The 22,800-nt window shown below is 46.2% G+C and carries 23 protein-coding genes and 4 pseudogenes; 7 read left to right on the top strand and 20 right to left on the bottom strand.

What is annotated here, in order from left to right; translation table 11 throughout:
- Positions 1 to 365: 365 nt before the first annotated feature.
- The gene (locus LBCZ_RS03160) at positions 366 to 749 is read right to left on the bottom strand and encodes a CvfD/Ygs/GSP13 family RNA-binding post-transcriptional regulator (RefSeq protein WP_032959192.1); all 384 of its coding nucleotides are present in this window, start codon (positions 747 to 749) and stop codon (positions 366 to 368) included.
- 63 nt (positions 750 to 812) lie between these two features.
- Positions 813 to 1,397, bottom strand: a complete 585-nt coding sequence (locus tag LBCZ_RS03155) for a peptidylprolyl isomerase (protein WP_025013931.1) — start codon at positions 1,395 to 1,397, stop codon at positions 813 to 815.
- A gap of 241 nt (positions 1,398 to 1,638) precedes the next feature.
- Between LBCZ_RS03155 and LBCZ_RS03150 the strand changes: the two genes are divergently transcribed.
- Positions 1,639 to 1,818: a hypothetical protein gene (locus LBCZ_RS03150; protein ID WP_025013930.1), complete on the top strand. Its 180-nt coding sequence runs from the start codon at positions 1,639 to 1,641 to the stop codon at positions 1,816 to 1,818.
- 926 nt (positions 1,819 to 2,744) lie between these two features.
- Entirely contained in the window at positions 2,745 to 3,071 is a 327-nt protein-coding gene (locus LBCZ_RS15440) for a hypothetical protein (protein ID WP_129334725.1), read from the top strand.
- Positions 3,072 to 3,346: 275 nt separating this feature from the next.
- On the opposite strand, the pseudogene LBCZ_RS16545 reads toward LBCZ_RS15440, so the two are convergent.
- Positions 3,347 to 4,622, bottom strand: a pseudogene (locus tag LBCZ_RS16545) (ABC transporter transmembrane domain-containing protein).
- 211 nt (positions 4,623 to 4,833) lie between these two features.
- On the opposite strand from LBCZ_RS16545, the gene LBCZ_RS03130 reads away from it, so the two are divergent.
- Positions 4,834 to 5,886: an IS30 family transposase gene (locus LBCZ_RS03130; RefSeq protein ID WP_041084710.1), complete on the top strand. Its 1,053-nt coding sequence runs from the start codon at positions 4,834 to 4,836 to the stop codon at positions 5,884 to 5,886.
- Positions 5,887 to 5,967: 81 nt separating this feature from the next.
- On the opposite strand, the gene LBCZ_RS03125 is transcribed toward LBCZ_RS03130, so the two are convergent.
- From LBCZ_RS03125 to LBCZ_RS15925, 9 genes and pseudogenes are all read right to left on the bottom strand, one after another.
- On the bottom strand, positions 5,968 to 6,195 hold the full coding sequence (locus tag LBCZ_RS03125; protein ID WP_025012352.1) for a hypothetical protein: 228 nt from the start codon (positions 6,193 to 6,195) through the stop codon (positions 5,968 to 5,970).
- A pseudogene (locus LBCZ_RS03120) lies at positions 6,185 to 7,068 on the bottom strand (ABC transporter ATP-binding protein). Before LBCZ_RS03120 ends, LBCZ_RS03125 begins: the two are co-directional and overlap by 11 nt.
- A 38-nt stretch (positions 7,069 to 7,106) precedes the next feature.
- A complete protein-coding gene (locus tag LBCZ_RS03115; RefSeq protein WP_025012351.1) occupies positions 7,107 to 7,874 on the bottom strand; it encodes a S8 family serine peptidase in 768 nt (255 codons plus the stop codon).
- Positions 7,846 to 8,592, bottom strand: a complete 747-nt coding sequence (locus tag LBCZ_RS03110) for a hypothetical protein (RefSeq protein ID WP_025012350.1) — start codon at positions 8,590 to 8,592, stop codon at positions 7,846 to 7,848. Before LBCZ_RS03110 ends, LBCZ_RS03115 begins: the two co-directional genes overlap by 29 nt.
- Before the next feature lie 61 nt (positions 8,593 to 8,653).
- A pseudogene (locus LBCZ_RS03105) lies at positions 8,654 to 9,589 on the bottom strand (DUF4135 domain-containing protein); the annotation flags it as partial.
- 18 nt (positions 9,590 to 9,607) lie between these two features.
- Positions 9,608 to 9,955, bottom strand: a complete 348-nt coding sequence (locus LBCZ_RS03100; RefSeq protein WP_025012348.1) for a hypothetical protein — start codon at positions 9,953 to 9,955, stop codon at positions 9,608 to 9,610.
- A 1-nt stretch (position 9,956) separates the two neighbouring features.
- Complete coding sequence (locus tag LBCZ_RS03095) at positions 9,957 to 10,862, bottom strand: ABC transporter permease (RefSeq protein WP_039639507.1); 906 nt, start codon at positions 10,860 to 10,862, stop codon at positions 9,957 to 9,959.
- Positions 10,863 to 10,899: 37 nt separating this feature from the next.
- A complete protein-coding gene (locus tag LBCZ_RS03090; RefSeq protein ID WP_025012345.1) occupies positions 10,900 to 11,703 on the bottom strand; it encodes a hypothetical protein in 804 nt (267 codons plus the stop codon).
- Positions 11,704 to 11,782: 79 nt separating this feature from the next.
- Positions 11,783 to 11,944 carry a hypothetical protein gene (locus LBCZ_RS15925; protein ID WP_156129369.1) on the bottom strand — a complete coding sequence of 54 codons (162 nt, stop codon included), beginning with the start codon at positions 11,942 to 11,944 and terminating at the stop codon, positions 11,783 to 11,785.
- 205 nt (positions 11,945 to 12,149) lie between these two features.
- On the opposite strand from LBCZ_RS15925, the pseudogene LBCZ_RS03080 reads away from it, so the two are divergent.
- The 4 genes and pseudogenes from LBCZ_RS03080 (at position 12,150) to LBCZ_RS03065 (ending at position 16,193) form a co-directional block, all read left to right on the top strand.
- Positions 12,150 to 13,545 (top strand): annotated as a pseudogene (locus LBCZ_RS03080) (ISLre2 family transposase).
- A gap of 374 nt (positions 13,546 to 13,919) precedes the next feature.
- Positions 13,920 to 14,906, top strand: a complete 987-nt coding sequence (locus tag LBCZ_RS03075; protein ID WP_025012343.1) for an NAD(P)/FAD-dependent oxidoreductase — start codon at positions 13,920 to 13,922, stop codon at positions 14,904 to 14,906.
- 43 nt (positions 14,907 to 14,949) lie between these two features.
- Positions 14,950 to 15,453, top strand: a complete 504-nt coding sequence (locus LBCZ_RS03070) for a phosphatidylglycerophosphatase A family protein (RefSeq protein WP_010493824.1) — start codon at positions 14,950 to 14,952, stop codon at positions 15,451 to 15,453.
- Between the two features lie 86 nt (positions 15,454 to 15,539).
- Entirely contained in the window at positions 15,540 to 16,193 is a 654-nt protein-coding gene (locus tag LBCZ_RS03065; protein WP_010493822.1) for a VTT domain-containing protein, read from the top strand.
- 81 nt (positions 16,194 to 16,274) lie between these two features.
- On the opposite strand, the gene LBCZ_RS03060 is transcribed toward LBCZ_RS03065, so the two are convergent.
- From LBCZ_RS03060 to LBCZ_RS03025, 8 genes are all read right to left on the bottom strand, one after another.
- On the bottom strand, positions 16,275 to 16,907 hold the full coding sequence (locus tag LBCZ_RS03060) for a TIGR01906 family membrane protein (RefSeq protein WP_025012342.1): 633 nt from the start codon (positions 16,905 to 16,907) through the stop codon (positions 16,275 to 16,277).
- Entirely contained in the window at positions 16,908 to 17,684 is a 777-nt protein-coding gene (locus LBCZ_RS03055) for a TIGR01457 family HAD-type hydrolase (protein WP_025012341.1), read from the bottom strand. It lies immediately after the preceding gene.
- Between the two features lie 8 nt (positions 17,685 to 17,692).
- Positions 17,693 to 18,319 carry a YutD family protein gene (locus LBCZ_RS03050; protein WP_039639510.1) on the bottom strand — a complete coding sequence of 209 codons (627 nt, stop codon included), beginning with the start codon at positions 18,317 to 18,319 and terminating at the stop codon, positions 17,693 to 17,695.
- Positions 18,320 to 18,378: 59 nt separating this feature from the next.
- Positions 18,379 to 19,755 (bottom strand): bifunctional metallophosphatase/5'-nucleotidase, encoded by a 1,377-nt coding sequence (locus LBCZ_RS03045; protein ID WP_025012339.1) that lies wholly within the window; start codon positions 19,753 to 19,755, stop codon positions 18,379 to 18,381.
- 100 nt (positions 19,756 to 19,855) lie between these two features.
- The gene (locus tag LBCZ_RS03040) at positions 19,856 to 20,458 is read right to left on the bottom strand and encodes a metallophosphoesterase (RefSeq protein ID WP_039639512.1); all 603 of its coding nucleotides are present in this window, start codon (positions 20,456 to 20,458) and stop codon (positions 19,856 to 19,858) included.
- A gap of 1 nt (position 20,459) precedes the next feature.
- Positions 20,460 to 21,197 carry a YibE/F family protein gene (locus tag LBCZ_RS03035; RefSeq protein ID WP_025012338.1) on the bottom strand — a complete coding sequence of 246 codons (738 nt, stop codon included), beginning with the start codon at positions 21,195 to 21,197 and terminating at the stop codon, positions 20,460 to 20,462.
- Complete coding sequence (locus LBCZ_RS03030) at positions 21,194 to 22,261, bottom strand: YibE/F family protein (RefSeq protein ID WP_039639514.1); 1,068 nt, start codon at positions 22,259 to 22,261, stop codon at positions 21,194 to 21,196. Before LBCZ_RS03030 ends, LBCZ_RS03035 begins: the two co-directional genes overlap by 4 nt.
- A 207-nt stretch (positions 22,262 to 22,468) precedes the next feature.
- Complete coding sequence (locus LBCZ_RS03025; protein ID WP_025012337.1) at positions 22,469 to 22,783, bottom strand: hypothetical protein; 315 nt, start codon at positions 22,781 to 22,783, stop codon at positions 22,469 to 22,471.
- Between the last annotated feature and the right edge of the window lie 17 nt (positions 22,784 to 22,800).

The raw sequence follows: 22,800 nt of genomic DNA, 5'->3' as shown, positions 1-22,800 counted from the left end.
CCGTGTATGCTGCAGTTTGCCCTAACTACTGAGCAAAACGGTCACTGGACGCACTTCGCTCACATGTATTTGCCAATCATCTAAAATAATAAACGCCATTTCAGCTAAACTTCAAATCTTGAAAATCACTTCGCTTAGCTAACCGATTCTAATCGTTGATACCCAGTCATCCCAATAACGTGCAGTGCCCGCGCTTGTATCAGTTTTACAAATCAGCCACCGATCGTTATTGCATCGTTACTTCTCAATGAAAGTCTACTAGTTTCCGCAAACCAGCCATCCAAGGCCCGTACCCTCCCGTTCTTACTTGCCATGCCCTCACGCTTTCACAACTGCCTATCGCATCAACGGAAGAAAAAAGCCACTCATTTTTGAGTGGTTTCTTCGTTTAAATGTTCAAGTGCTTCAGCGACCCACCCATCTAAGTGAGCGGCAATCGGCGCAAAGCCGGTGTGAAATTTACGACTGGTCCAATAGTGCTTGCAGCGGCGTTTCTTGCTTAATCTAGGCGGCGCCTGTAAAGCACGTAAGGATAAACTGATTTTATGGGTATATTCGTCGATGTCCAAAATCACAACTTCAACTCGCTGGCCGACGGTAAAAATATCGCTGGTGTCCTTGACGTAACCATGCTGGCATTCTGAGATGTGCACTAATCCTTGCGTGTGCTCATCCAGCATCACAAACGCCCCGTATGGTTGGACGCCGGTGACTTTGCCAGTCAAGATATCTCCTATGCGATATTCCATTCTGACACTTCATTTCATTGGATTTCTCTTTGAGTATACCCTAAAAATCACTTGCAACCAATATCAGTCTTGAATTGTCAATTCATCAATCGTCACAGGCTCAACTGGCTTATCATTGGCACCCGTTTTGACTTTACTGATCTTCTCAACCACTGACATTCCAGACAATACCTGCCCGAAAACTGTATGGCGATGATCAAGCCATGGTGTCCCGCCTTGTTGGTAAGCGTCAATGATCGGTTCCGGGAACCCCGCTTCGCTTAGCTGAGCCTTCATGCTTGGATCCAAATGCGTATTTGTCACGATGAAAAATTGACTGCCGTTCGTATTGGGCCTAGCGTTGGCCATTGACAACGCACCTTTCAGATTGAAAAGCTGATTCGAAAATTCATCCGCAAACGGCTTTCCCCAGAGGCTTTCACCACCCATGCCAGTGCCAGTCGGATCACCGCCTTGAATCATGAAGTCTTCAATAACCCGGTGAAAAATGATGCCATCATAATAGTTCTTTTTGGCCAAGCCGATGAAGTTCTCAACGGTTTTAGGGGCTTGCTCCGGAAATAATGCAATTTCAAATTGCCCTTCACTGGTTTTAAAGATCGCTTTTGGGCCTTTGAAATCGGCCAGTTCTAATTGTGGATAGTTCATGTTCGTTCTCCTTCTTTAATCAAATAACGTGCATCGTTCTAGGCGTAGTATACCAGCATCGGCAACTTGCGCCAATCAAATGAATAGATGGAACCCTTCTATAACCTTAACGTTGGCATTAAAAATCAGTTGCTGCGCTTTCTACACTTTTCCCCAATTAACGCAACGCCCGCGCTTTATGGCACTTTAATCTCCCTAAATTGCCGGCATTCTCCGCCTTGACTTCGTTGATTATTTGTGGGTGGTCATTGCCGATACACCTGCGATGCGGGCCCAAGCAGCGACCGATGTACCCGCACCCTTTGGGGTCATCGCGGCGGATCCAGAGGCGGATCAGCTGACCGTGATTCGTCCGGCCGATAAGCGACGTGGTCAGCAGCGAGCACAGGCTTTGACGACGGCGTTGTTGCGTTCTATTTGATTTGGTATTTGCTTTGCTATCCGCGCCGATGCGAAGGTTAATCGATAACTATTTTCTTCTACCGACGTTGGTTCTTGCCGTGACGCATTATCTGCAAATGAGAAGGACAAATTAGATTCTCGAAAAGCGGAAGGTATTACTGACCGAGTCTCAAACATTCCCTAAGCTAAAACGTGACAGAGCAGTGGCTTTTACAAGGACAGATTTAAGTCAATGTGATAGTTCGCAGACGGCATTTAAAAGAGTCCCTCTATCTGTGCAGGTCTTTTGTGTCGATTCTAAACTTCGAGTTAAGTGGAAACTCTTCATCGTTAGGGTGAAAGTCCCCAATATTAATGCCGCAATGGTGATGAAATATCGTTATTTATAGAATATATCCCCCTTAACAAAGTAATATACCAATTACATGTAAAATCAATTAACATAGCCAGTTGTTCACACGGAGAAGCTGCTGACCATAAGGCTTTCAGAATATATATCGGTACATAGTGCTGATATCAGAATGGAGAATCTCCATGCTTTCGATCGATTGGCGATTGAAGACTTATCAAGTTTAATCCATATACTAAAGTTGATTTGTTGCTTAATGGGCGTTATTATTTGTTATATAAAGGGGCGTTTATGATGAAGCTGTCACTGCATTTTAACCGACAACGAGTTGTTACTGGCCTACTTGCCGTTGTTGCTGGTGGTTTATGGTATCTCCTCTGGACAACTTTTAAATTTGTAAATCCGACACTTTTCTGGATCAGTTGGCTGGTTTTGGTTCTTGCAATTACACGGCATGATCTAGTTATCAACTTTCTTCGCAAGGGGAATAAGTTAACATTAGCCATTTTTGCTGTTATCCTAATTGCCACACTTGCACTCATTGGCATTAGTAGAGGGATTACTCGCAAAACAAAGTCCACAATACCGAAGGTGCCGTGTTAGCTTCGAATGATGGTGCAAAGGTTGTACATGCAGCAACAACAGAATGGTATTCATACGATATGTCTTTCCGGTTTTCAAGGTCAGAAGTGAAGACTATCTATAAACGTTTTGAAAGTTATTCTGGGGTTGCCTCTGTTGCTGGTTTCAATCCTAAGCTAAGTGCACTAGCATTTTACTTTGGTGGCGCATGGGGCCATTGGTCTGAGCCCTTCCGTAAGGCCTATGATCGTGGGACTGGTTTAACTGTTAAATACACCTACCAAACTCAAGGAACAGCTGCATCCGGACGCTATACTAATACCAGATATGTATATGAATAGAATGCTATAGCGCAATAATTTAACTATTGTGTCACGATAGCAAAATAGCCGTATCCTATCAGGGGGATATGGCTATTTTTGAGGATGTCCGGCATAGGCGTCAAGTACATGGTGAAAGTGTCTTGCGGGCCACCTTTCGCCGTTATCGCCAGAAGTACCAACTTAACCACTGATGCCAAATAGCTACGCCGTAACGGTTCTTTTTTTGATTAAAGAGTTCTTGAGCAAATGGCGTGCACGATAGATATGATCATCTAGACAGAATAGACTCGTGATTACAACTCCCAATAAGTGGCTCCCGTTACTTTAGGTGCGTTGTGGTCGATGATGATGATCGTTTTACCAGATAAGTTTTTCAAATAAGCATACATTTTAGCTTGGATTTTTTTTGATAGATTGCTAAAGATTTCATCAAAAATTGGAATTGTTCTTTCATCTAACAGTGCCCGAATGATTTTAATCTTTTGAATTTGTCCTGTACTTAAAGAGTGATCATACCCCCCCACTGTCGCCAAAGGTACCTCTAACTCCAATAGTTGACACAGATCAGACATTTTTTTGTGACTAACGTCGGTTAACCCAATGGTAAGATTGTCTTCTACTGTTCCCTGAAATAAAAAAACTGGTATTTGGAATATAAGCAACATGTTGGGCACCCTTAATTGTGAGCGTGCCAGATAGGCTAGGAATCAGTCCCGCGATTGTCTTCGCTAGCGTGCTTTTACCACTGCCGTTTTCACCAATAATAAAAGTTAAGCCAACAATCGTACGATTTAAGTGTGTAAGGCGAGGGGCTTGTGCGTATCCGACATTGAAGTCTTTTAATTCGATGCGCGCTTCAGTTGCGTCAATGTCCTCTGACAAAATGTGTTCCTTATATTGATTGCCATTAGAAGTGTCCACGTATGAGTTGATCCGCACTATCGACCCTTGTAATTCTTTGTAAAGGGGAATCATGCTAATTAATCCGGCAATAGGTACAAAAATAGTTGAGCTGAAACTAAAGACAGCCATAATGGATCCCACCGACATCGTTCCCTGCAAAACAAAGAAGCTGCCTAACATGAGAATCAGAAAGGGAACAACGCTTGCTACCAGGGATAAACTATTGTTCAAAAATGAACTAGCGGCCACATATTTGATGTTATCGCGCTTCAGGCGCTCGTTGTAATGTTCAAACCGATCGAGTACACGTTGTGCTCCTTTGAAAGCATGAATTAAGACCAGTCCTGCTTGTATCTGGGCAATCTCTCCGTTCAGATGGTCCAGATTTTTTTGCACTTTTAAGTAGACTGATTGTACATAATTACCCAGCTTGACATTTACGATAATAACAAGGGGAATAAAGGCCAAAATAAGCAGTGTCAGCCATAGTGTTAGTGAGAATAAGGCCGCAAGATAGAAAAGAATGGTTAAGATAGCAATTAGGGTGCCAACTATTAAATCTGCTAGATAATCACCAACTCGTTCAAAATCACTATTGAGAAGTGTTGACAGTGAAACGGGTTTGTCAATTACATCAGTTTGCTGCAGGGTGAATTGTAGCAACACAGTACGTTTTTTTGAATGTAATTCTGCGAAATTTTAGCTGAGAAAAAACTAATTAAATAATTCAAAATCACCTCGATCACAATACTCCCCGCGCATTTTAGAATCAAGTTAGCCACTGTCTCAAAATTTTTTGGACAATAAAAAACATCAAGAACAGATATCCTGTATCATTGAAGTTCCTACACAAACAATGGAAGAGGATATTGTCTTGATGCAGAAACAGGATAGCACACACCGCCAAAAAGGTCAGCACTTAACATCACTCGAGCGCGGAAAAGTGGCCGGATTCCGCCAAGCTGGGAAGTCCAATCGTTGGATTGCTGCTGAAATTGGCGTCTGCCCGCAGACCATTAATAATGAAATCAAGCGAGGTACAGTAGATCAGGTCAAGAAGAGTAATGGCAAGCGCGTCTACCATCGACAATACCTGCCAGAGGCTGCTCAGGCACGTTACGAGACTGCACGCTTGAGCTGTCATCGTCCTGACAAGTTCGCCAGCGTACAGGTCTTCTTAGCCTGGTACGTACAGCGAGCTAAGCAGGACAAATGGTCGCCGGATGCTTCAATCGGCTATGCCAAGCGACACAAGCTGTTTACTCCTGAAGAGCTTGTTTGTGCCTCGACTTTGTACCAGTACATTGACGACCAACGCCTAGAGATTCGAAATATCGACCTGTTGGAGAAGACTAAGCGGAAGACCTCTCACCAGCACCACACCAAGGCTAAGCGCCTGGCTGGCCGCAGTATCGAGGAACGGCCTAAGGTCGTTGAACGACGCAGGCAGTTCGGTCACTGGGAGATGGATGCCATTGTCGGTAAACGCAATGGCAAGGAGAGCGTCATCTTGACTCTGATTGAGCGCAAGACCCGTTGCCAACTTCTCCGCTTGATCGAAGGACGAGATGCAGACTCTGTGAGCTATGCATTGCGTGGAATCAAGCGCGAATGGGGAGCTTGCATCAAGACCATCACAGCCGACAACGGACCCGAGTTCACCGCCTTAAATACTGCTTTTGCTGGGACGGAAACTGAGATCTTCTACGCCCATCCTTACACGTCCTGCGACCGTGGCACCAACGAGGCACATAACCGGATGATTCGCCAGGACTTCCCTAAGGGCATGTCCCTAGATGACATTAGCCCTAGTCAAGTGCAGGCCACGCAAGACCGCTTGAATCAGTTGCCTCGCAAACAACAGGGCTACTGCACACCCCAGCAAAACTTTGAGGCCGAAGCTCGGCGCGTTCGCCGCATGGCCCAGTAGTCTCTCTAGCGCCACAACTTCTATTTGATAACGGCCTGTTCTGGGATTGTCCTCAACGACTGGCTAACTTGTTCTTGCAATTTACGTCACAATACTCCCACTCATGATGGGAATAAGATACATCAACAAAGTGAAGTGCTTTTTTAGTAGCCCATCATCGATTAAAAACTTCATGCCGTAAAGATAGACCATGGTGCAGACGACAGCGACTATACAACTCACAACTATTCCACAAAGAGAATATTTATTTTCCTTAATAAAAGCCGCCAAACTAAAGAATTCAGACTTAGTTGCTTGCTTACTTTGCATGAGCCACCTCATATTTAAAAATCTCGTCTAGCGTTGGATAATGCTGATCAAATACCGGCAGGTAGCCATTTTGGGTCACTTCACGAAAAATAGCCTTTCCTACGGATTCATCAACTAATTCCAAGCTTAATCGCCCGGAAGGCCTTTCGGCAAGTTTTGTAACGCCTGGCCAAGCCGCCAATTGTTGGACATCGCCGTGATAACCCTCAATTTCTAATTGACGCCGCCCAAATTGCGCATAAATGTCCTGCGGTGTGCCTTGAAGAATCGTGCGCCCATGATGGAGCATCACGATATAATCTGACAAACGCTCGACGTTGGCCATGTTATGAGTGGAAAAAATAATCATGGTACCTTGCTGCTTGGCTTCAAGGATGGCATCAATTAACAGCTCCGCGTTCACTGGGTCCAGACCAGAAAAAGGTTCATCCAGGATTAACAGTTTGGGTTTGAACATGAGACATGTGATGAGCTGCACTTTTTGTGCGTTCCCCTTTGATAAAGATTCAACTTTATCCGTTACTTCCCCAATGACGTTTAGTTTCTGCATCCATGGTGAAGCTCCTGCTTAGCTGTTTTCCGATCCATGCCATGCAGGGCAGCGAAATATAACATTTGACTTTGGATGGTTTCTTTCGGATATAGTCCACGTTCTTCTGGCATATAGCCAAGCTGTTTCAAATAGTCGGGATCACCCTTTACGGTCCCTTGGGTGGGTTGTATAAAATTCAGAATAATGTGAAACGTCGTGGACTTTCCGGCACCATTCTGGCCAATGAGACTGACAATCTCACCTGGTCTTAATTGAAAAGATAAGTCGGATAAGGCCGTAAAAGTGCCGTAACGCTTGCTAACGTTTTTAAGTTCTAACATGGTCTCGGTGACCTCCCGTATTTTGATGTTTTTGATGCTCAACTTAATAACAACCCGGTCACGAGTCCGGCCGCCAAACTTGTTCCATACGACCGCATGAAGATAGGCGGCAAGCCCCTAATTGATGAGGGAGCATACTCAGCATAATCGAGACTGCGCGTGGTGATCAAAGGTAGCTGATCAGTTCCACCAGGAGCCGTGATATCCACGGCTTTCCCGTGGTTAGCATATAACGTCTCCGCCGTCCCCACAGTGAGAACCCCAGGTAACATGGCTGGACAAAGTTTTAAAGAGGCAATTTGATCGAGATCCAAGCCATTATTGCCTACAGAAACAATCAGCTGTGCACCAGCCTGCTGAGTCAGCGACACAACATGCTCCCATTGTTGCCAAAGCTTTAGTCCCCGCGGTGTTCGCAAATCCAGTAGCGCGTTCATAGCAACATTGATCAATTGAGCGCCATCCTGGAGTGCTGCTTCAATCAGTTGAAGAACAGTTTCGCTTTGAACCCGCCCATTTTGCACAGCATTATAGCTGTGCAGAACGATAGGACGTGTTACCGACATCGCGATCATACCAGCTACAGCGGTCCCGTGCCAAGCCCAGTCAGTACGATCTCCGATCATTTCTAGCGCTTTTTGGCTAAAATAGGGATTCTGAGCACTCACCCCAGTATCAATTAAGGCCATCCGGCTTATTTTTTCGGATCTCAGCCATCGTGTCGGCAGATCAAAACCTTGTAGAAGCGTCGCATTTGTTTGTTTCAAGAAATCATTGTCATTGGTGTTGTTGCTTTGCCCAGTCATCGATTACTCCTGTTAATTTGGCAGACATTGAAAAAGCCAACGCTTGATTAAGACCGACAGGTTCCCCCATCTGAATGGTCTGTGCCACCGTCTGAAGTGGCAACTGACCATGCTGCAGTTGCGCATAGATGGCTTGTTCCTGCACAGTCAAACGTTCGGTAGCCAACGAATAGTTGACCATTTTAAAGGTCGGATTGAAGCCAGCTTGTTGCAGCGCCCGCGCACCCACCAAACTTCCCAAAAGGCCACTTTCCAAACTGTCATCAGGCTCAAAATAGCGCTCAAACTGTTGGTGATCGATTTGTTCAAACAACAATTGATTGAGGCGAGCGGCAATTTTTAACATGCCTGGATCACCCGTTGACGCTAGCACTAAGATCCAGCCAGACGTATTGAAAAGCCTAGGGCTCACGCTCCAGATGTTGAATCGCCCATGTGGTTGAATCTGGATACCATAATAATTGTCAGGCAGCTCATTCAATCGATTTTGCATCAACTGGTCTATGAAGGCGTGCGTTACTGCTGCCCGCGTCACGCCAGTGGTAGCGATTGGTAGTTTAGGTGGATGAGTCTCCAAGTAGGCTAACTTAATCATTCTCATCTGATACTTTAATTGTGCCTCAGATAAATGTGCCACCTTGTGTTTAATTTTTTGTATCAGAGTTTCTTCTAAAAAGTGTTCTTCGACCACATGACCGTCAGCATCATATAAAGTCAAATCAGCCCCCTGTACGTAATAACTAGGGATCCATCCGTGTTGAATTGCTCGTATCTCGCTGTCAGAAAGATTTTTTTAGGCGTCCTTGTGGTCGTTTCAGCATCTGTAGAATTTTGCCTTGTTGTTGATGGTAACGTGTGTTGGGATTGCGAACCCCATCAAGAAATTCGCCATAAACTTGCGTGCTGCGAACCAACGCGCGAAAGCGCAGCGGCTGTTCTTGAAACAAGGCTTGGACGGCTTGTTTGAAATTAGCTCTATGCTGTTGAATGATGCGGATACTCCCCACAAAACCAGCCAATAGTTGAGCCAACCCTTCTTCATCGCCATACAATAAAAGCTCCTGCTTCCGGTTTGCCGTATTTGATGTCAACTTGAGCGAAGCTTTGATGTAATGAAAGCCTTGTTGTTCATCGAATGCTAAGACGGGTTGCGCAATAAAAAGCGAAGTTTGTTCGGGACGGCGAAACAAGGCACTGAGATTAAGATCCATGGCTTTGGTGGTACTCGTCGGGATCCAACCAGCTGATAAAACACTGTAATTCAACGATTTTACATTTTGATCCTGTTTATAAGCACACAAAGTTTCTAAATCAATTAAGACAGGATGTTGATCTTGGACGAGAAGATTCTCTAGATGCATGTCATTAGAACCCAACACGTGAAAAATTGCCAAATACACCCCACATTCATAGAAAAATTGATCTGTCTGGCTGGGATCTAACGGTTCTGACGTGATGAACGCCACCCAAGCATGAGCGCCTACTACGACAGTTTGTGGAATCACATAGTCTATTGGACGTGTTGTCCGATGATTTAACCAATCAAGCACCATTTTTAATAATCGATGCTGTGTGTAGGCTTGTGGTTTATAGATGAGGTATCCGCGTTGAAAAGTAAGCTTTGCTACGGACCGACCACTGTGTAGATCACCCATCTGAGGGTCAATCTGTATGAGCGAACCCAAATCTTGTTTGAATTTTGCCTCAACTTGATTGTGATCGGCTTGCCACTGCTACTTAATAGTCGTGATTTGTGTGAGATAGTCTTGCATGGCCCCGATTGCATCATCTTGTAATCCTGGATAAGTTGCCCAAAAGGTGGACAGTTTAAATTTTGACTTAAAATTTGCCCAACCTTGAACAATACCTGCAGCTTCTTGTGGCATAAAAATTTGATTGAAATTGTGGATGATGGCTTCACCGACTACCTTTAAAACCTGAGTATCCAATGCTGCCGCGATCGGTTTGGGATCCAAATCATGCGTTGCATCATGCCATAATCGTTTCAGATCAGCTTGTTCATCCAATAACGAGAGTTTAATAGTTTGCGCGAATTGTTGGACATCTGTCACTGGATTCAACTTAATGGCCCCCATGTTCATGAAAAGTCAGCGGGTCGTTACTCAATGCTTGCATGAACGGATTCTTTTTGTCGGTAGATAACAGACCACGTTGATATTGTTTGACGCTGGTGCGGAAAATCAAAATCATAATGGCCAACTCAAGTACTAAATTCAAAATGGCTTCAAAATAAGAGAATCCTTGGTTAATTATCAATGTCGGGAACAGCATGGATCCTACTGGAGGCATCGCAAAACCAAGGTTAAAAATAATCCTAAGAGGTGCCCCCAAATCGACACCACGCCAATCAACATTCAAAAGAACCGCGACAGCTGTTCCCGTCATAATTAAAATCATCACCGGGATCACCGCTAGCGCTGTTTGCGCGTCGTCATTAACATACGCGGCAATTTCCGTTGTCCACACCAAAACCATCAACATCGCAACCACAATGTCGATGACCACATAACCGATGAAAAACGGTGGTGTTTGACTCAAGAGGATACTGCCAATGGGATTATGATCCCACACACTATACAAACAAAAGCCGATGCCATAACATAATAGCTGGAACGCGATTAAGCCGTAAACTGCTAACACTTTCCCTGCCAGTTGTTCCTTCGCTCCAACCATTGATAGCAGTAACTCCGCTCGTTTGTTGGTCTTATCACTCGCCACGGAGCTAGCCATGATGGTCGCATAGGATAGACATAACATAAAAATGAAGGTGGGCGTGCCGACGCCCCAAATAAAGGCCACTTGCTGTGAAGAAAGCTTTTGGATCTGTTCCGGCAGTTGCCACTGCGCATATTTAGCAAATACAAGGCCAATTGCTAGAGGCCATAGAATAATGCCCCAGTACGTTAAAGAACGCCACTGACTGAAAAATTCATGTTGAAACACCGCTCCGATTTGTTTCACGTTCATCATCAACCCCCATTTAACTCTTAGCAATCACTTTAACTCAATGCCGTTGCACATATAAGTAACGTACGTAAGCGAAATACAATCCGAGTAGCAAAATTTCGCTCACCAAGATCATGGCTAGGAAAACTGCCGATAAAGACTGATCCCATCCAGCTTTAAACACTCGGAGCTGAGAAAAAACAGGCAGCACATACGCTAGACCTTGAATGAACCGTGATTCTGACAAAGAGGCGAATAAACTGACATACACCGCCAAACCCACAGCCAAATTCAAAGTAACAACGGCCTGATTGATGTGCGTTTTATTGGTGATTTTCGTTGCCAAGTGGGCCGCCGCTAGTTCAACCCACTCGATGATTTCCACCAGCAACAGCAACCCTAACAAGAGTTGTCCCCCACTCAAGCCTCGCCACAAATCACGAATCACGTGGTTGAACCACGGCACAAACGACATGACCCCCAATATGAAGCTAATGTACAACAAGAGCGTGCTCCCGATCAGGGCGTTCATCGCGCCTAGTTTGCCATAGAATTGAGCTTCAGGACTACTCATTGCCCAGAGCAACTCGTTAATTTTCGTGGCCCGATCATTGAACAATTCACGTACGGTCATCGCAGAAAATAATAACGTGATTGCAAAAACACCGCCGCCCAACAAAGCCTCCCAGGTTGTTGCAACCATCTTTGAATTGAACGTCGGCGCGGAAGTGTTCGTTATCGTAATAAACATGCTTAACAGGACTAGTAGTGAAGGCACCCACAGAATACTAGCCCAGTAGGCACTTTTTTTTAGTTCCCGTTTTATTGAATAACAAGTTGTTGCGACGATTTGGTTTAACATCTCTGCTCCTTAAGACTCATCGTGATAATAAAAAACCGAATGTCTTGGCATTCGGTTCCAACATTAGTAGCAATGGCTACTAATGTTTGTGGTGTTGCTTCCAAGCCGTGTAGGCTGCGGTTCCGAGCGTAAACGTGAACTCGCCCAAAGGAATCGTCCAGGTGGTGTTAACTTCCATGTTGCCGTCAGAAATTTCTGCCAATTCTGCCAACCGTTGCATGTCAACCTTTCGATTATCCATGTTAAATCCTACAATGATTGTATTGACTTTCATAAAAAGTCAACCTCATCCTATCACCTTCTATTAGTTAGATCAAAAATAAGAGCCTGTTTCATGGTGTAAAGTTAGTGGGTGATATGTGAATAGACAAAAAGGGAGCGAATCCCTTCGTGCTAGAATGTTAACTGGAAAGAAAAACAAGCTAGCTATTAGGAGGAATTCGCTCTTGTCATCTATGGTACAACAAATCATCTCAGATATGGTGAAAGAATTCAGTGGTTTAGTCGCAGACATGATCGAGGGGGAGGTGGTTTGAGTCAGTTGGTCTTGGCCAGTGAGCAGAGCTTTAGAAATCATCTGTGCCAATTAATTGGCCAAGCCTTGGAAGAGAAGGATCAAGTCATCATGGAGAGCTCGTATCGCCGTCAGTTTTATCGGATCAAGGACAAGCGCGAGCGCACCTTTCTATCATCAATTGGGCCCTTGGTTTTCACTCGTCGATACTATGAGGATAAACGAACCAATGAGCGGCTTTTCCTTCTGGATGAAATCGTGGGCATTGAAAAGCACAGTCGGCTGTCACTCGATCTCAAAGCCAAGTTGTTGGAAGACGCGACCCGATTATCATACAAACAATCAGGTGAACGCCATGGCGGCGAAGCTAAGATCTCCAAGAGTGCGGTGATGCATGTCGTCCACCACTCAGGGAAAGATATTTCAGCTTTAGATCAGCTTGAGGATGAACCCGCGCCAGTTCCTGAGATATTGTTCGTTGAAGCCGATGAAGATCATGTACCGCACCAGGATGGCACAATCACTTTCTTAAAATGGTTTATGTGCACGAGGGTTACCGGGCCGTCGGGAAAAAGTTCAGCTTGATCCGCCCGTTCTATATCACAGGTGAATATCCTGGAACTGAAGGAACCGAAGAAATCTGGCAGACGGTGCTCGACTGCATGATGAAACAATATGGCGGCCAGATGCCCAAACGTTTCTTCTTGGCTGGCGATGGGGCTAACTGGATCAAAACAGGGGCAGATTTTTTACCAAACTGTACGTTGGTCTATGACAAGTTTCATCTGCGTAAAGCGTGCAAACAAGCGGCAGTCGGCGTTCCAGGCAACCTCGGCGATATCTTGATGAGTTGGGCCATGCAAGGGCACTCCAGCTATCTCAATGACTATTTCCGCGTGCGGCTCAACGATCCTCAACTGCGTCCATCAGAACGTAAAGCAGTCCTTCACGCACGGACTTTAATTCATCGTAATTGGAAACAGATCCAAGCCAATCACGCACCAGGCTTTCATGGCACTTCAGCTGAAGGCCATATTAGTCATATGCTTTCAGAACGCTTTAGTTCGCGGCCTATGGGCTGGTCACAGGCAGGAACGGATAGCTTATCCCAGACGCGGGTCTTCGTCTTCCAAGGTGGTCATATGTTTGAAAAACTGGAAGCAAACGCCAAACGACAGCACAAAGCTAAAATCGACATTCGCATCGATGATCGGATCAAAGTTCGCTACAAAGCAGAGATGGCCAAGTATGCCCAGGCAGTCGAGGCATCGTTTGTGGAACTAGCCAGTGGTCGCCATCGCGGTTGGCAATACGGCATGACGCACTAAGCCCACCCAAACACTAAATTTAAAAAAACTATGAGCGACATGGTCTTAACATCGATATAAGAAGAAACAGCAACCAGTCGGCTTGGCCGGAAGAAGTTGAAGCGACGAGCCATTTGTCGCGAAAGTCGAATCAAAACAGACAATAATCAAACAAATCACGGCGCCAGCTGTGATAAGCGCCACTCGCTTTGGCAACACCGCGGCCAGAGAGGGGTCGCAGCACTTGTCGTCAAAAGGAAAATCATTCTAGCAAAAAACTTCAGATTTGAACCCACGAAAAGTTGACGCCGTCCTCCGCCTTCGTCAACTTGGTAACTATTCGTAAAATATGGTAGGGTATGAACGTAATACTATATAGAAACGGAGCATTGCAAATGTCAGTGCAACATGTATATGAAATCACCGTGATTGGTGGCGGGCCTGTTGGTATGTTCGCCGCCTTTTATGCTGGCTTGCGTCAGGCAGACGTCTTATTGCTGGAGAGTCTGGACGAACTTGGTGGCCAAACCGGTAATTTATACCCAGCCAAAATTCTTTACGATATTGGCGGGTTCCCCCATGTCAGCGGAAAAGACCTGGTTTCACAGCTGAAAACGCAGCTGATGCATTTTCACCCGGATGTTAAAACCGCAACGGAAGTGCAAACGATTGATGAAGCAGAAGACGGGACGTTTACTCTGCATACAAGTCAAGGCGACTTCCGGAGTAAAACCGTCATCGTTGCGACAGGTGGCGGGGCTTTTACGCCGCGTAAATTGGCCGTTGATTACGATCCGGCATTAGAAGGCAGGCAATTGTTTTACTTTGTTCAGGATCTGGAGACCTTTCGCGATCAGGACGTGGCAATTGCCGGCGGTGGCGATTCAGCCATTGACTGGGCTTTGGCGCTGGAGCCGGTGGCCAAGCATGTCAGTCTGATTCACCGGCGCGCTAAATTCAGGGGCCTCGAGGCAAGTGTGGCAGCACTTGAAAAAAGCAGCGTTGCCATTCATACGCCTTATTTGATTGAGGCGGTTAAACAGGAAAATGACAAGCTCGCCTTGCAGTTAAAGGAAGTTCGGGGTGACAACGAGCCGGTTTTAACAGTCGACAAGTTGCTGGTTAATTATGGTTTTGTCACCGACAAGCGCCATCTGCAGGCTTGGCAGTTTAAGACCGATCGTAACGGCATTCTGGTTGATTCACAGATGCAAACCAGTCGCCCGGGAATTTTTGCTATCGGTGATGCCGTTAGTTACGCGGGAAAACTACCACTAATTGCCAGTGGCTTCGGTGAGGCACCAACGGCCATTAACGAAGCACTTAGCCGACTTTATCCGGAACGACGGCAAGCGTTGCACAGTACCCAGCTTTATCGATAAAAATCAGCCTTACCCCACCCAGCCTAAAGGAAAGCGTGAGATTATGACCAATGAAGAAAAGCTTTATGAACGCACGATCCAACTGTTACATGAACGCGGGGTTAACTTAAGTGACATCGGCGAACTCGTCATGTTTTTGCAGGAACGGTTCATCCCCAACTTAACCATCGAAGAAGCAACCCAAAACGTTCGGATCGTTTTACGTAAACGTGAGGTGCAAAATGCGGTTATGACCGGTATTGCACTGGATAAGGCAGCCGAGGCCAACCAGCTTGAAGAGCCTTTGCAGAAAATCATTGCCGAAGACGAAGGGCTTTACGGTGTCGATGAAGTCTTGGCCTTTTCTATTGTCAATGTTTATGGTTCAATTGGTTTTACCAATTATGGCTACATTGACCGCATTAAACCGGGTATACTGGCCAAGCTTAATGCCCACGAACCGGGGATTATCCACACCTTTCTTGATGACATCGTGGGGGCCATGGCGGCGGCCGCGGCTAGTCGACTGGCGCATTCGCATCCGGAAATCGAAGACGACATTTATTGACGTTTTTCTAAAATTTGCCTTTGTTTCATGAAATTTTCATATTATCCCGTATAATGAAATGTAAATTCATTAAAGGAGCTTACCCAATGACCCAACTGTTTGATTTCATCCTGCATATCGATGAGCATCTGATTACCATCGTTAATAGCTTCGGCCCTTGGACCTATGTCATCCTCTTTGCGATGGTCTTTATCGAAACAGGGGTTGTTGTCTTCCCGTTCCTACCTGGGGATTCACTGTTGTTCGCTGCCAGTGCGTTAGCTGCCAATGCCGCCTATAATTTAAATGTCTGGATTCTCTTTGCAGTCTTCTTGGCCGCAGCTGTTCTAGGCGATACCGTGAATTATGAAATCGGTAAACGCGTGGGGTCGGCCGCTTCTACCGGTAAAGGCTGGTTTGGCCGCCTGATCAACCGCGACAAGCTGCTGCAAGCCGAAGCTTTCTTTGATAAACATGGTGGCAAAACCATTGCGATTGCCCGCTTCATGCCACTCATTCGGACATTTGCACCGTTTGTGTCAGGCGGTTCGCGGATGCATTATGGTAAGTTCATCCACTATAATTTATTAGGCGGCTTCCTCTGGGTTACCTTATGTGTACTCGGCGGCTTTTACTTCGGCAACGTAACGTTCGTCAAAGAGCATTTTTCGTTAGTAGCGCTTGGCATCGTTTTGATTTCACTCTTGCCAATGGTCATCGCTGCCGTTAAAACCCGCACTGCTAAAGTTGTGGATCGTTAAACCAATCATCAAATTTTCTAGGTATGCAAAAACGCATGCTCCCAATATCACAACGATATTGGGAGCATGCGCTTTTGATTTTTAAAATGGTGACTGACGCTGGGCATCTTGACGACCACGCCAGATACCCCATATCATGATAGCCTCGAATAAGGCAAATGCCGTGAGAAAGCAAAGCATGAAGAAGCCTTCAGGTAAGACATTGATAATCGGATCCGTGGCTGGGTCAAACAGCCAGTCACGATTGCGAAATAGCACCTCATGGAAAATGATGAAGAAACGATCAAAGTTAATGCTTAGCAATCCGGTTAAGATGATCGGCACCACCGCCCCGATCATAAACGGCCGGACCAGCAAATACCGCTTCTTGGCTGCTTTAAGCTGACGCACCCACCGAATGGCAAAAGGAATCGTCACAAGGGCAATCACAAGATCCAAAATAAACAAATGGCGCACATCGGCAAAATGAAGCGCGCCATGCAGGCTTGTGGGGAAATCCTGCATATGCAGCGTACCAATCCACGGCAAGTCTAAGTATGCCATGAGTTGCAAATAATTATGGTACAACCGTCCCAGCGACATGGCAGCGATTTGCGGCAGGTTATCCATATGTGCATAAATCGGGAACGTCAGCAGCGTGCTGAAAATCGTCACGAAAATGACGCCACTGACAATCGCTAGCCAAAGCGTCAGCCAATGAACGATGCGTTTCATCTAGACCTCCCAGTCCGTCAAGGCATCAATCTGATGCGTTGGTTGGTGGACCTGCTTGGAAACATAATCCCGGGTAGAAACGCCGGTATAGACTAAAATCGTATCGATCCCCGCATTCAACCCTGCCTTAATGTCGGTGTTGTAATTATCGCCAACCATGGCCACTGCGTCTTTTGGCAGTCCCATCTTCTTCAGCGCTTTTTCCATAATCGTCGGTTCGGGTTTGCCAATGTAAAACGCCCGTTGCTGCGTACTGCGTTCCACTAAAGCAATCAGCGATCCCGCCCCCGGTACCAAGCCACGCTCATTGGGCAAATTGGTATCCGCATTGGTTCCGATAAATTTGGCGCCGCGTTTAATTGCCAATGTGGCCAACTCAAACTTATGGTACGTCACGTCATAATCCAGCCCGACTACCACATAATCCGGATCCACTTCATTCAACCGCAATCCCGTATCCAAAAGCGCCTGCTTCAGCCCCAGCTCACCGATGATATACACCGACTTTCCGGAAACATCGCCATGATTGAGATCAGTCAAATAAGCCGCGGTCGCGAGCGAAGGCGTGTAAATCTGCGCCGGTGACACATGAATATCGTGATTCTCCGCCAGATTTTTCACCACATCTTCAGGACTTTTCGTCGTATTGTTCGTCAAAAATAAAAACGGAAGCCGCGCCGCCTGTAACCGTTCGACAAAATCCTTAGCTGCTGGAATGCGTTCTTTGCCACGATAAATCGTCCCGTCAAGATCGATCATATAACCTTTATACTTCAAGTCTGTCCCTACTTCTTGTTAGTCTCACGTTGACGGATCGTAAAATGCCGCTTGCGTGGTTGTGTTTGATTGACTGTTTTGGCCTGTTCGCCATGAAAATGCGCCGATCGGGTCGTTTTTTCCGTATATGGCTTGTTTGCCTTGGCATAAGGCTTACGTTTGCCATGATGTTGTCGCTGTGTCGGCTTTGATTGTTGCCGGTGCGCGGTTTTGCCTGTCGCCGATTTTCGCTCCCGATCGTGCCACCGATCAGCTACCTTAGTTGCCGGTTTATCCAAACGGGCAAGCACAAAATAAGCACAGCCAAAATTGCAATATTCATAGAGATAATCTTCTAATGTGCTGATCTGCTGATCCTTGCTGGCACCGCGGCGATCGTCTTTGTAAAAACCGCGCAACCGTAACTGGTCGTAACCCCAGTCGCCAACAATATAATCGTACTTATCGAGAATATCGTTGTATCGTTCATTTAAGCGTTCAAGGTCAAAAGCATCACGGTGGTCTTTGACAATGCGATAGCGGCGGCCATCAATCGTTATCAGATCATGGTCGACTTTGACAACCCCCATCTCTTTGGTTGTGTCCGGAGTCAAGGCGACATCAATTTGTTCGGATAATGCTTCTCGTTCACCCAAGTCGCGCCCTCCTTTTAAAAAAATCATTCGACTCGTAATTGTAAAAGTATAGCATGAATTTATAAAGGAAAAACTTTTGCCATATAATCGCCAACAACCTCCCGTATCAGTTTCGGAAAAAGAAATTCATTGCTGCCCATAATTTCGATGGTTGGGAAGAACGGAATGAACAGAAAGTTGTCGACGGTTGCGAACGTATATTGCCGTTCCAGAACCAGCGGCTCGCCATGCCACAAAACTGTCCGCTTTTCTCGATCAACCGAAATGCCGCGATAACCGATGTCTCCAAAAATTTTGCCGCGAAAACTCATGCCGATCATGTGGAAGTGGCGGAGAAACATGCGGTTCTTTTCCATTTCCATGATCAGACGCCAGAGTTCCTTGCCACTTAAAGTTACTTTTAGCAGGTGCATGGGATGGGGCAAACAGGTCAGAAGATCAGCCTGTGTGACAACGCCGGGGCCAAGCGGGGTCAGGAAAAGGCCGGCATTCAGGATTGCCGCATCGGTTTTAGCAGCATCAGCGACCGCCGCCAAGCCAAAATCAAGTAATGGTGATGGCCGATCATACTGAATCGCCAGGTGTTTAGGCAAGCGAGCAACTTTTTGCTGTTTTAACAAGGCAATGCCTTTACTTTCATAGCCTTGAATTTCTCGCGGATCCGCTGCGGCTCCTTGTAACAAAGCGGTTTGAAAGGTTTCGGCACGACGCGTCTGAATTTTGTGGTCATCATCCAGCGATAACGTAATCTTGCCAACATAATGGCCATACTTTTCAGCGGCGGTTAATAAGGTCGTCCCGTGTAATTCGCCTTCTGCAAGCAAGTGATGCGTATGCCCGCCAATCACGACATCAATTTGCGGATATTGCTGGGCTAAATGACGATCAGCCTCAATGCCTAAATGTGATAGCACAATCAAAACATCATAGGTGCCCTCAAGCTGTTTGAGAATCGCCGGAAAAACGTCTGCCACTGTCTTAACCTGCCACCCATTTGGCTGATATGTCAGGAAAAATGGTGCCGTAAAGCCGACAATGGCAATTCGCGTCCCTGCCGGTGTCTGCTTCATGACAATGGGCTTGGCCCAATGCGGACGCGTGCCATCCGGCTCAAACAAGTTGGCCAGTGCAACGGGAAAATTAGCGTGATCGTACAAATGCTCCAACACCTGATGCGGATTGCCGACGCCTTCATTGTTGCCAATGGTCACCGCATCATAGCCGATTTCATTCAACAGCTGAATATTAATCTGCCCGTCCGTTGCTTCGGTTAACGGTACCGAACGATCCATTGCATCGCCATCGTCAAATGCTAAAACACTCGCCTCTTCTGCTTGTTCTGCAGCGCGGGTTCCCAACATAAACCGGCGAATTTTCGGCCAGTTTTCAAAGTGGGAATGCAGGTCATTCGTGTGCAGAATCACTAACTTTTCCACAAGGCACCTCCCTAATCGGTCTTTCAGGTGACATTTCTAAACTAATACCCTAGTTTCATCCTATGCCCTGCAAGACAACGGGTCAAACATCACATTGCACTCAGCGTTCCTTAGCTAACACCGCAGCCTTCAACCGGTAAATCTTGTGTACTTCAGCCGCCGTCAGTGGGGTTCCAAAAGGCAGATGTGGCACTAACAAATCCCGTTCCGGAGCGTCTACCCCTACATTGATATTCTCTGCAATGTTGACGCTATTGTGGTGAATGTGGCCGTGTAAATTCAGCGTCTGCTTCACAATACCCATCATCAACGGATAATGCGTCATAATGAACTGCGTATGGTCATCCTTGATAATCGTGCCAACTGAATGGAAGGTGAACTTAGGCAAACCGTTCACGCCCGGGTCATGACGATGAAGAAACTTAAACAGTGATTCGTAGTCGTGGTTTCCTTTTATAAAAACAATCCGGCCGTGCAGTTGCAATAGGATCGCCAAAACTTCCGGCGGTTGGGGAAAATGCTCCGGATTCATCGCAATGTCACCTAAATGATAGACGATATCGCGATCATCAACCCGCGCATTCCATGCCTGAATCATCGCCGCGTCCATTGCCTCAATGGTTGGAAACAGGCGAGGAGCAAAATCGTTGTTCCCTAAAAGGTCTGCATGAAAAAAGTGTGTATCCGCAATAAAATATTGCATGTTACTCCTTTCGGCGATGTGCATGCCTGGTCGTGACCACCCAAGTCGTCATCGGCACGGTCAAAATGACGGCAATCACCGAAATCAAGACCTGCAAGAGTTCGCCAACAAAAATCTTGTTATTAATTACCTGTGAAAATGGATAGCGCAGTGACGCAAACCAGATAAACAAAGAAGAAAAACCGCCAAAGAAGCCAAAGAATAGCGTATTTAAAGCAGTTCCGATAATCTCGTGCCCCATTTGTTTAATCCCGGTGGCACTTGCCTGATCCTTAATCTCATCCATTCCGGCTGCAACGGCAATCGCTGCTTCAGCAATTGCCCCAAGCGTACCCAGCAAGGTAGTGGCAATCAAAATGTGCGGGAAACTGACGCCGATGTACACGGAAAAGCCTTCCAGTGCTTCGGAATCTTCCGGCCCAAACCCCGCTGTCTGGCTCAACGTCATCGTCAAAAGAATCAGTCCGACCAATAACGTCATGATTAACAAAGACGAGACAAACGCCGGTCCGGCGACAGAAAGCTGGCTGGTGCTGAGGAAAATCGTGCTGGCCAAAATAATCAGCCCAAAAATAATGGCTACAATAATCGGATTAAACCCGCTGGCCATTAAAATGACGACCAAGATCATTAACAAGGCGTTGACGGCTAAGGCAAAGAAATTTGACAAGCCTTGCTTGCCGCCGACAATAAACATCATGACAAGCAGAACCAAGGATAGTGCAAGAATAGCGTTCATGCTGTCACCTTCTTAATTTTAGCCATCATCGCCGCTAACCCACTCGTCACCGGCACTGCCAGCACAATACCAAACGCGCTGATGAGGCTCTGGGCAAATCCAAGTCCCATCACCCAGATAACCGTTTGTGCAATCGAATTATTGTTGCGGATCCACAAAACCGATTCCATGAATGTATCGGCAATGAAAATCATAAACAGAACCGAAATCAGCGGTCCCATAACATTGCGGCCAATAGCCATCCCTGCCCGAAACCGCTCCTTGGCCGTGTCATGAAGCTGGAAGATCGCAACCGAAATGTCACTCGCCTCGTCTAGCACAGCGCCCAAAGAGCCAATCACAATTTGACCGAAGAATAAGAGTTGCGGCGTTTGAGTGGCGTATTTGACCTCTTCAAAGTGGATGCCGCTGTAATTGGTCAAGGCCATAATGCCATAGCCGAGCGCCACTGCGACTGTGGTAGCCAACAAGGCACCCAACGAAATTGTTGCGGCAATCGGCTTAATTCCAACAATAAACACTGCTGTCAGCACCGTGAAAATCACCGCCAAAATGACAAATAACCACCACGCCTGCCACTGCTTACTGCCGATCTCCCACTCAACTGCGATAAAGAAGATTAACGTGTTGAGTAAAATGCTAATGCTCGTTAACCACGCTCGCCGGCCCATGACCAAAAAGATCAAACCAAAAGTCAAGACTAACAACGCCGCCAGAATCGCATCCCGTTTCACGTTGTTCAAGGTATAGGCACCCTTGTCAACATCCAGGAAAACCTGCTCACCCACGCGAAGTTCATTGTCCAATGCACCACTAAACGAGTAGGTATTGTGCATGGTGATGCGTTTGCCCCGTTTAGCTGTGTTGAGGAGGCGTATCTGAACCTGCTGCTTAACCATGCGATCACGATTTTCGTCTTCGTCTTGGTGGGTGGTGGTTTTAACCACCTTAACCGCTTCAACCTGACCAACCGGCTTGGTATAGAAGCCGCTATCAAATTGCATGCCAATAAAAACCGCGATCGCCGCGACGAACGGGATAAGCCATTTACCTAGATACTTCACGCAGATCCCTCGCTTTCATATGCCTTACATTATATAAGTAGCGTCAATGTGAAGCAAAGCGCGTGACCGTTTGACAGTGAGAAATACAATCGACACAGGCCCGCTTTTTGCAATAATCACGGAATTCATCACGAAAATTGAGGTTTTTATTAAAATGTTGTCATGTTTCATTGAATACGATTCCAGACCGCCTGTATTGCTGCGGAATCAACCTACATGATTTTGTCGTAGAATCTCATGATAAGCATCGCGAATCGGGCCTTCTGGTTTGTCCCATTCTTCCCAACTGGTCAAATCCGCTGGCGGAAATTCATAATGCTCGTTGATATATTTTTCATAAGTTGTGACAGCCGTCGAGTGGGCAATATTCAATTGAACAATCCGCACCCGCTTAATAAAGCCCTTCATAGCTGCTTTTTCCGCGCGGCCATTCAACATGACGTTGCCTAGTTCAAAATAGCGGCTTCCGTCAAGTCGGGTAATTTCCTGAATCAAATCAAAAACCTGATATTTTTCTGCCATTTTTGACGCTCCTTATT

Source organism: Lacticaseibacillus casei DSM 20011 = JCM 1134 = ATCC 393, from assembly GCF_000829055.1.
GTDB lineage: Bacteria > Bacillota > Bacilli > Lactobacillales > Lactobacillaceae > Lacticaseibacillus > Lacticaseibacillus casei.
The sequence above is the reverse complement of the archived record's forward strand: the minus strand, read 5'-3'. Positions and strand labels throughout refer to the sequence as shown.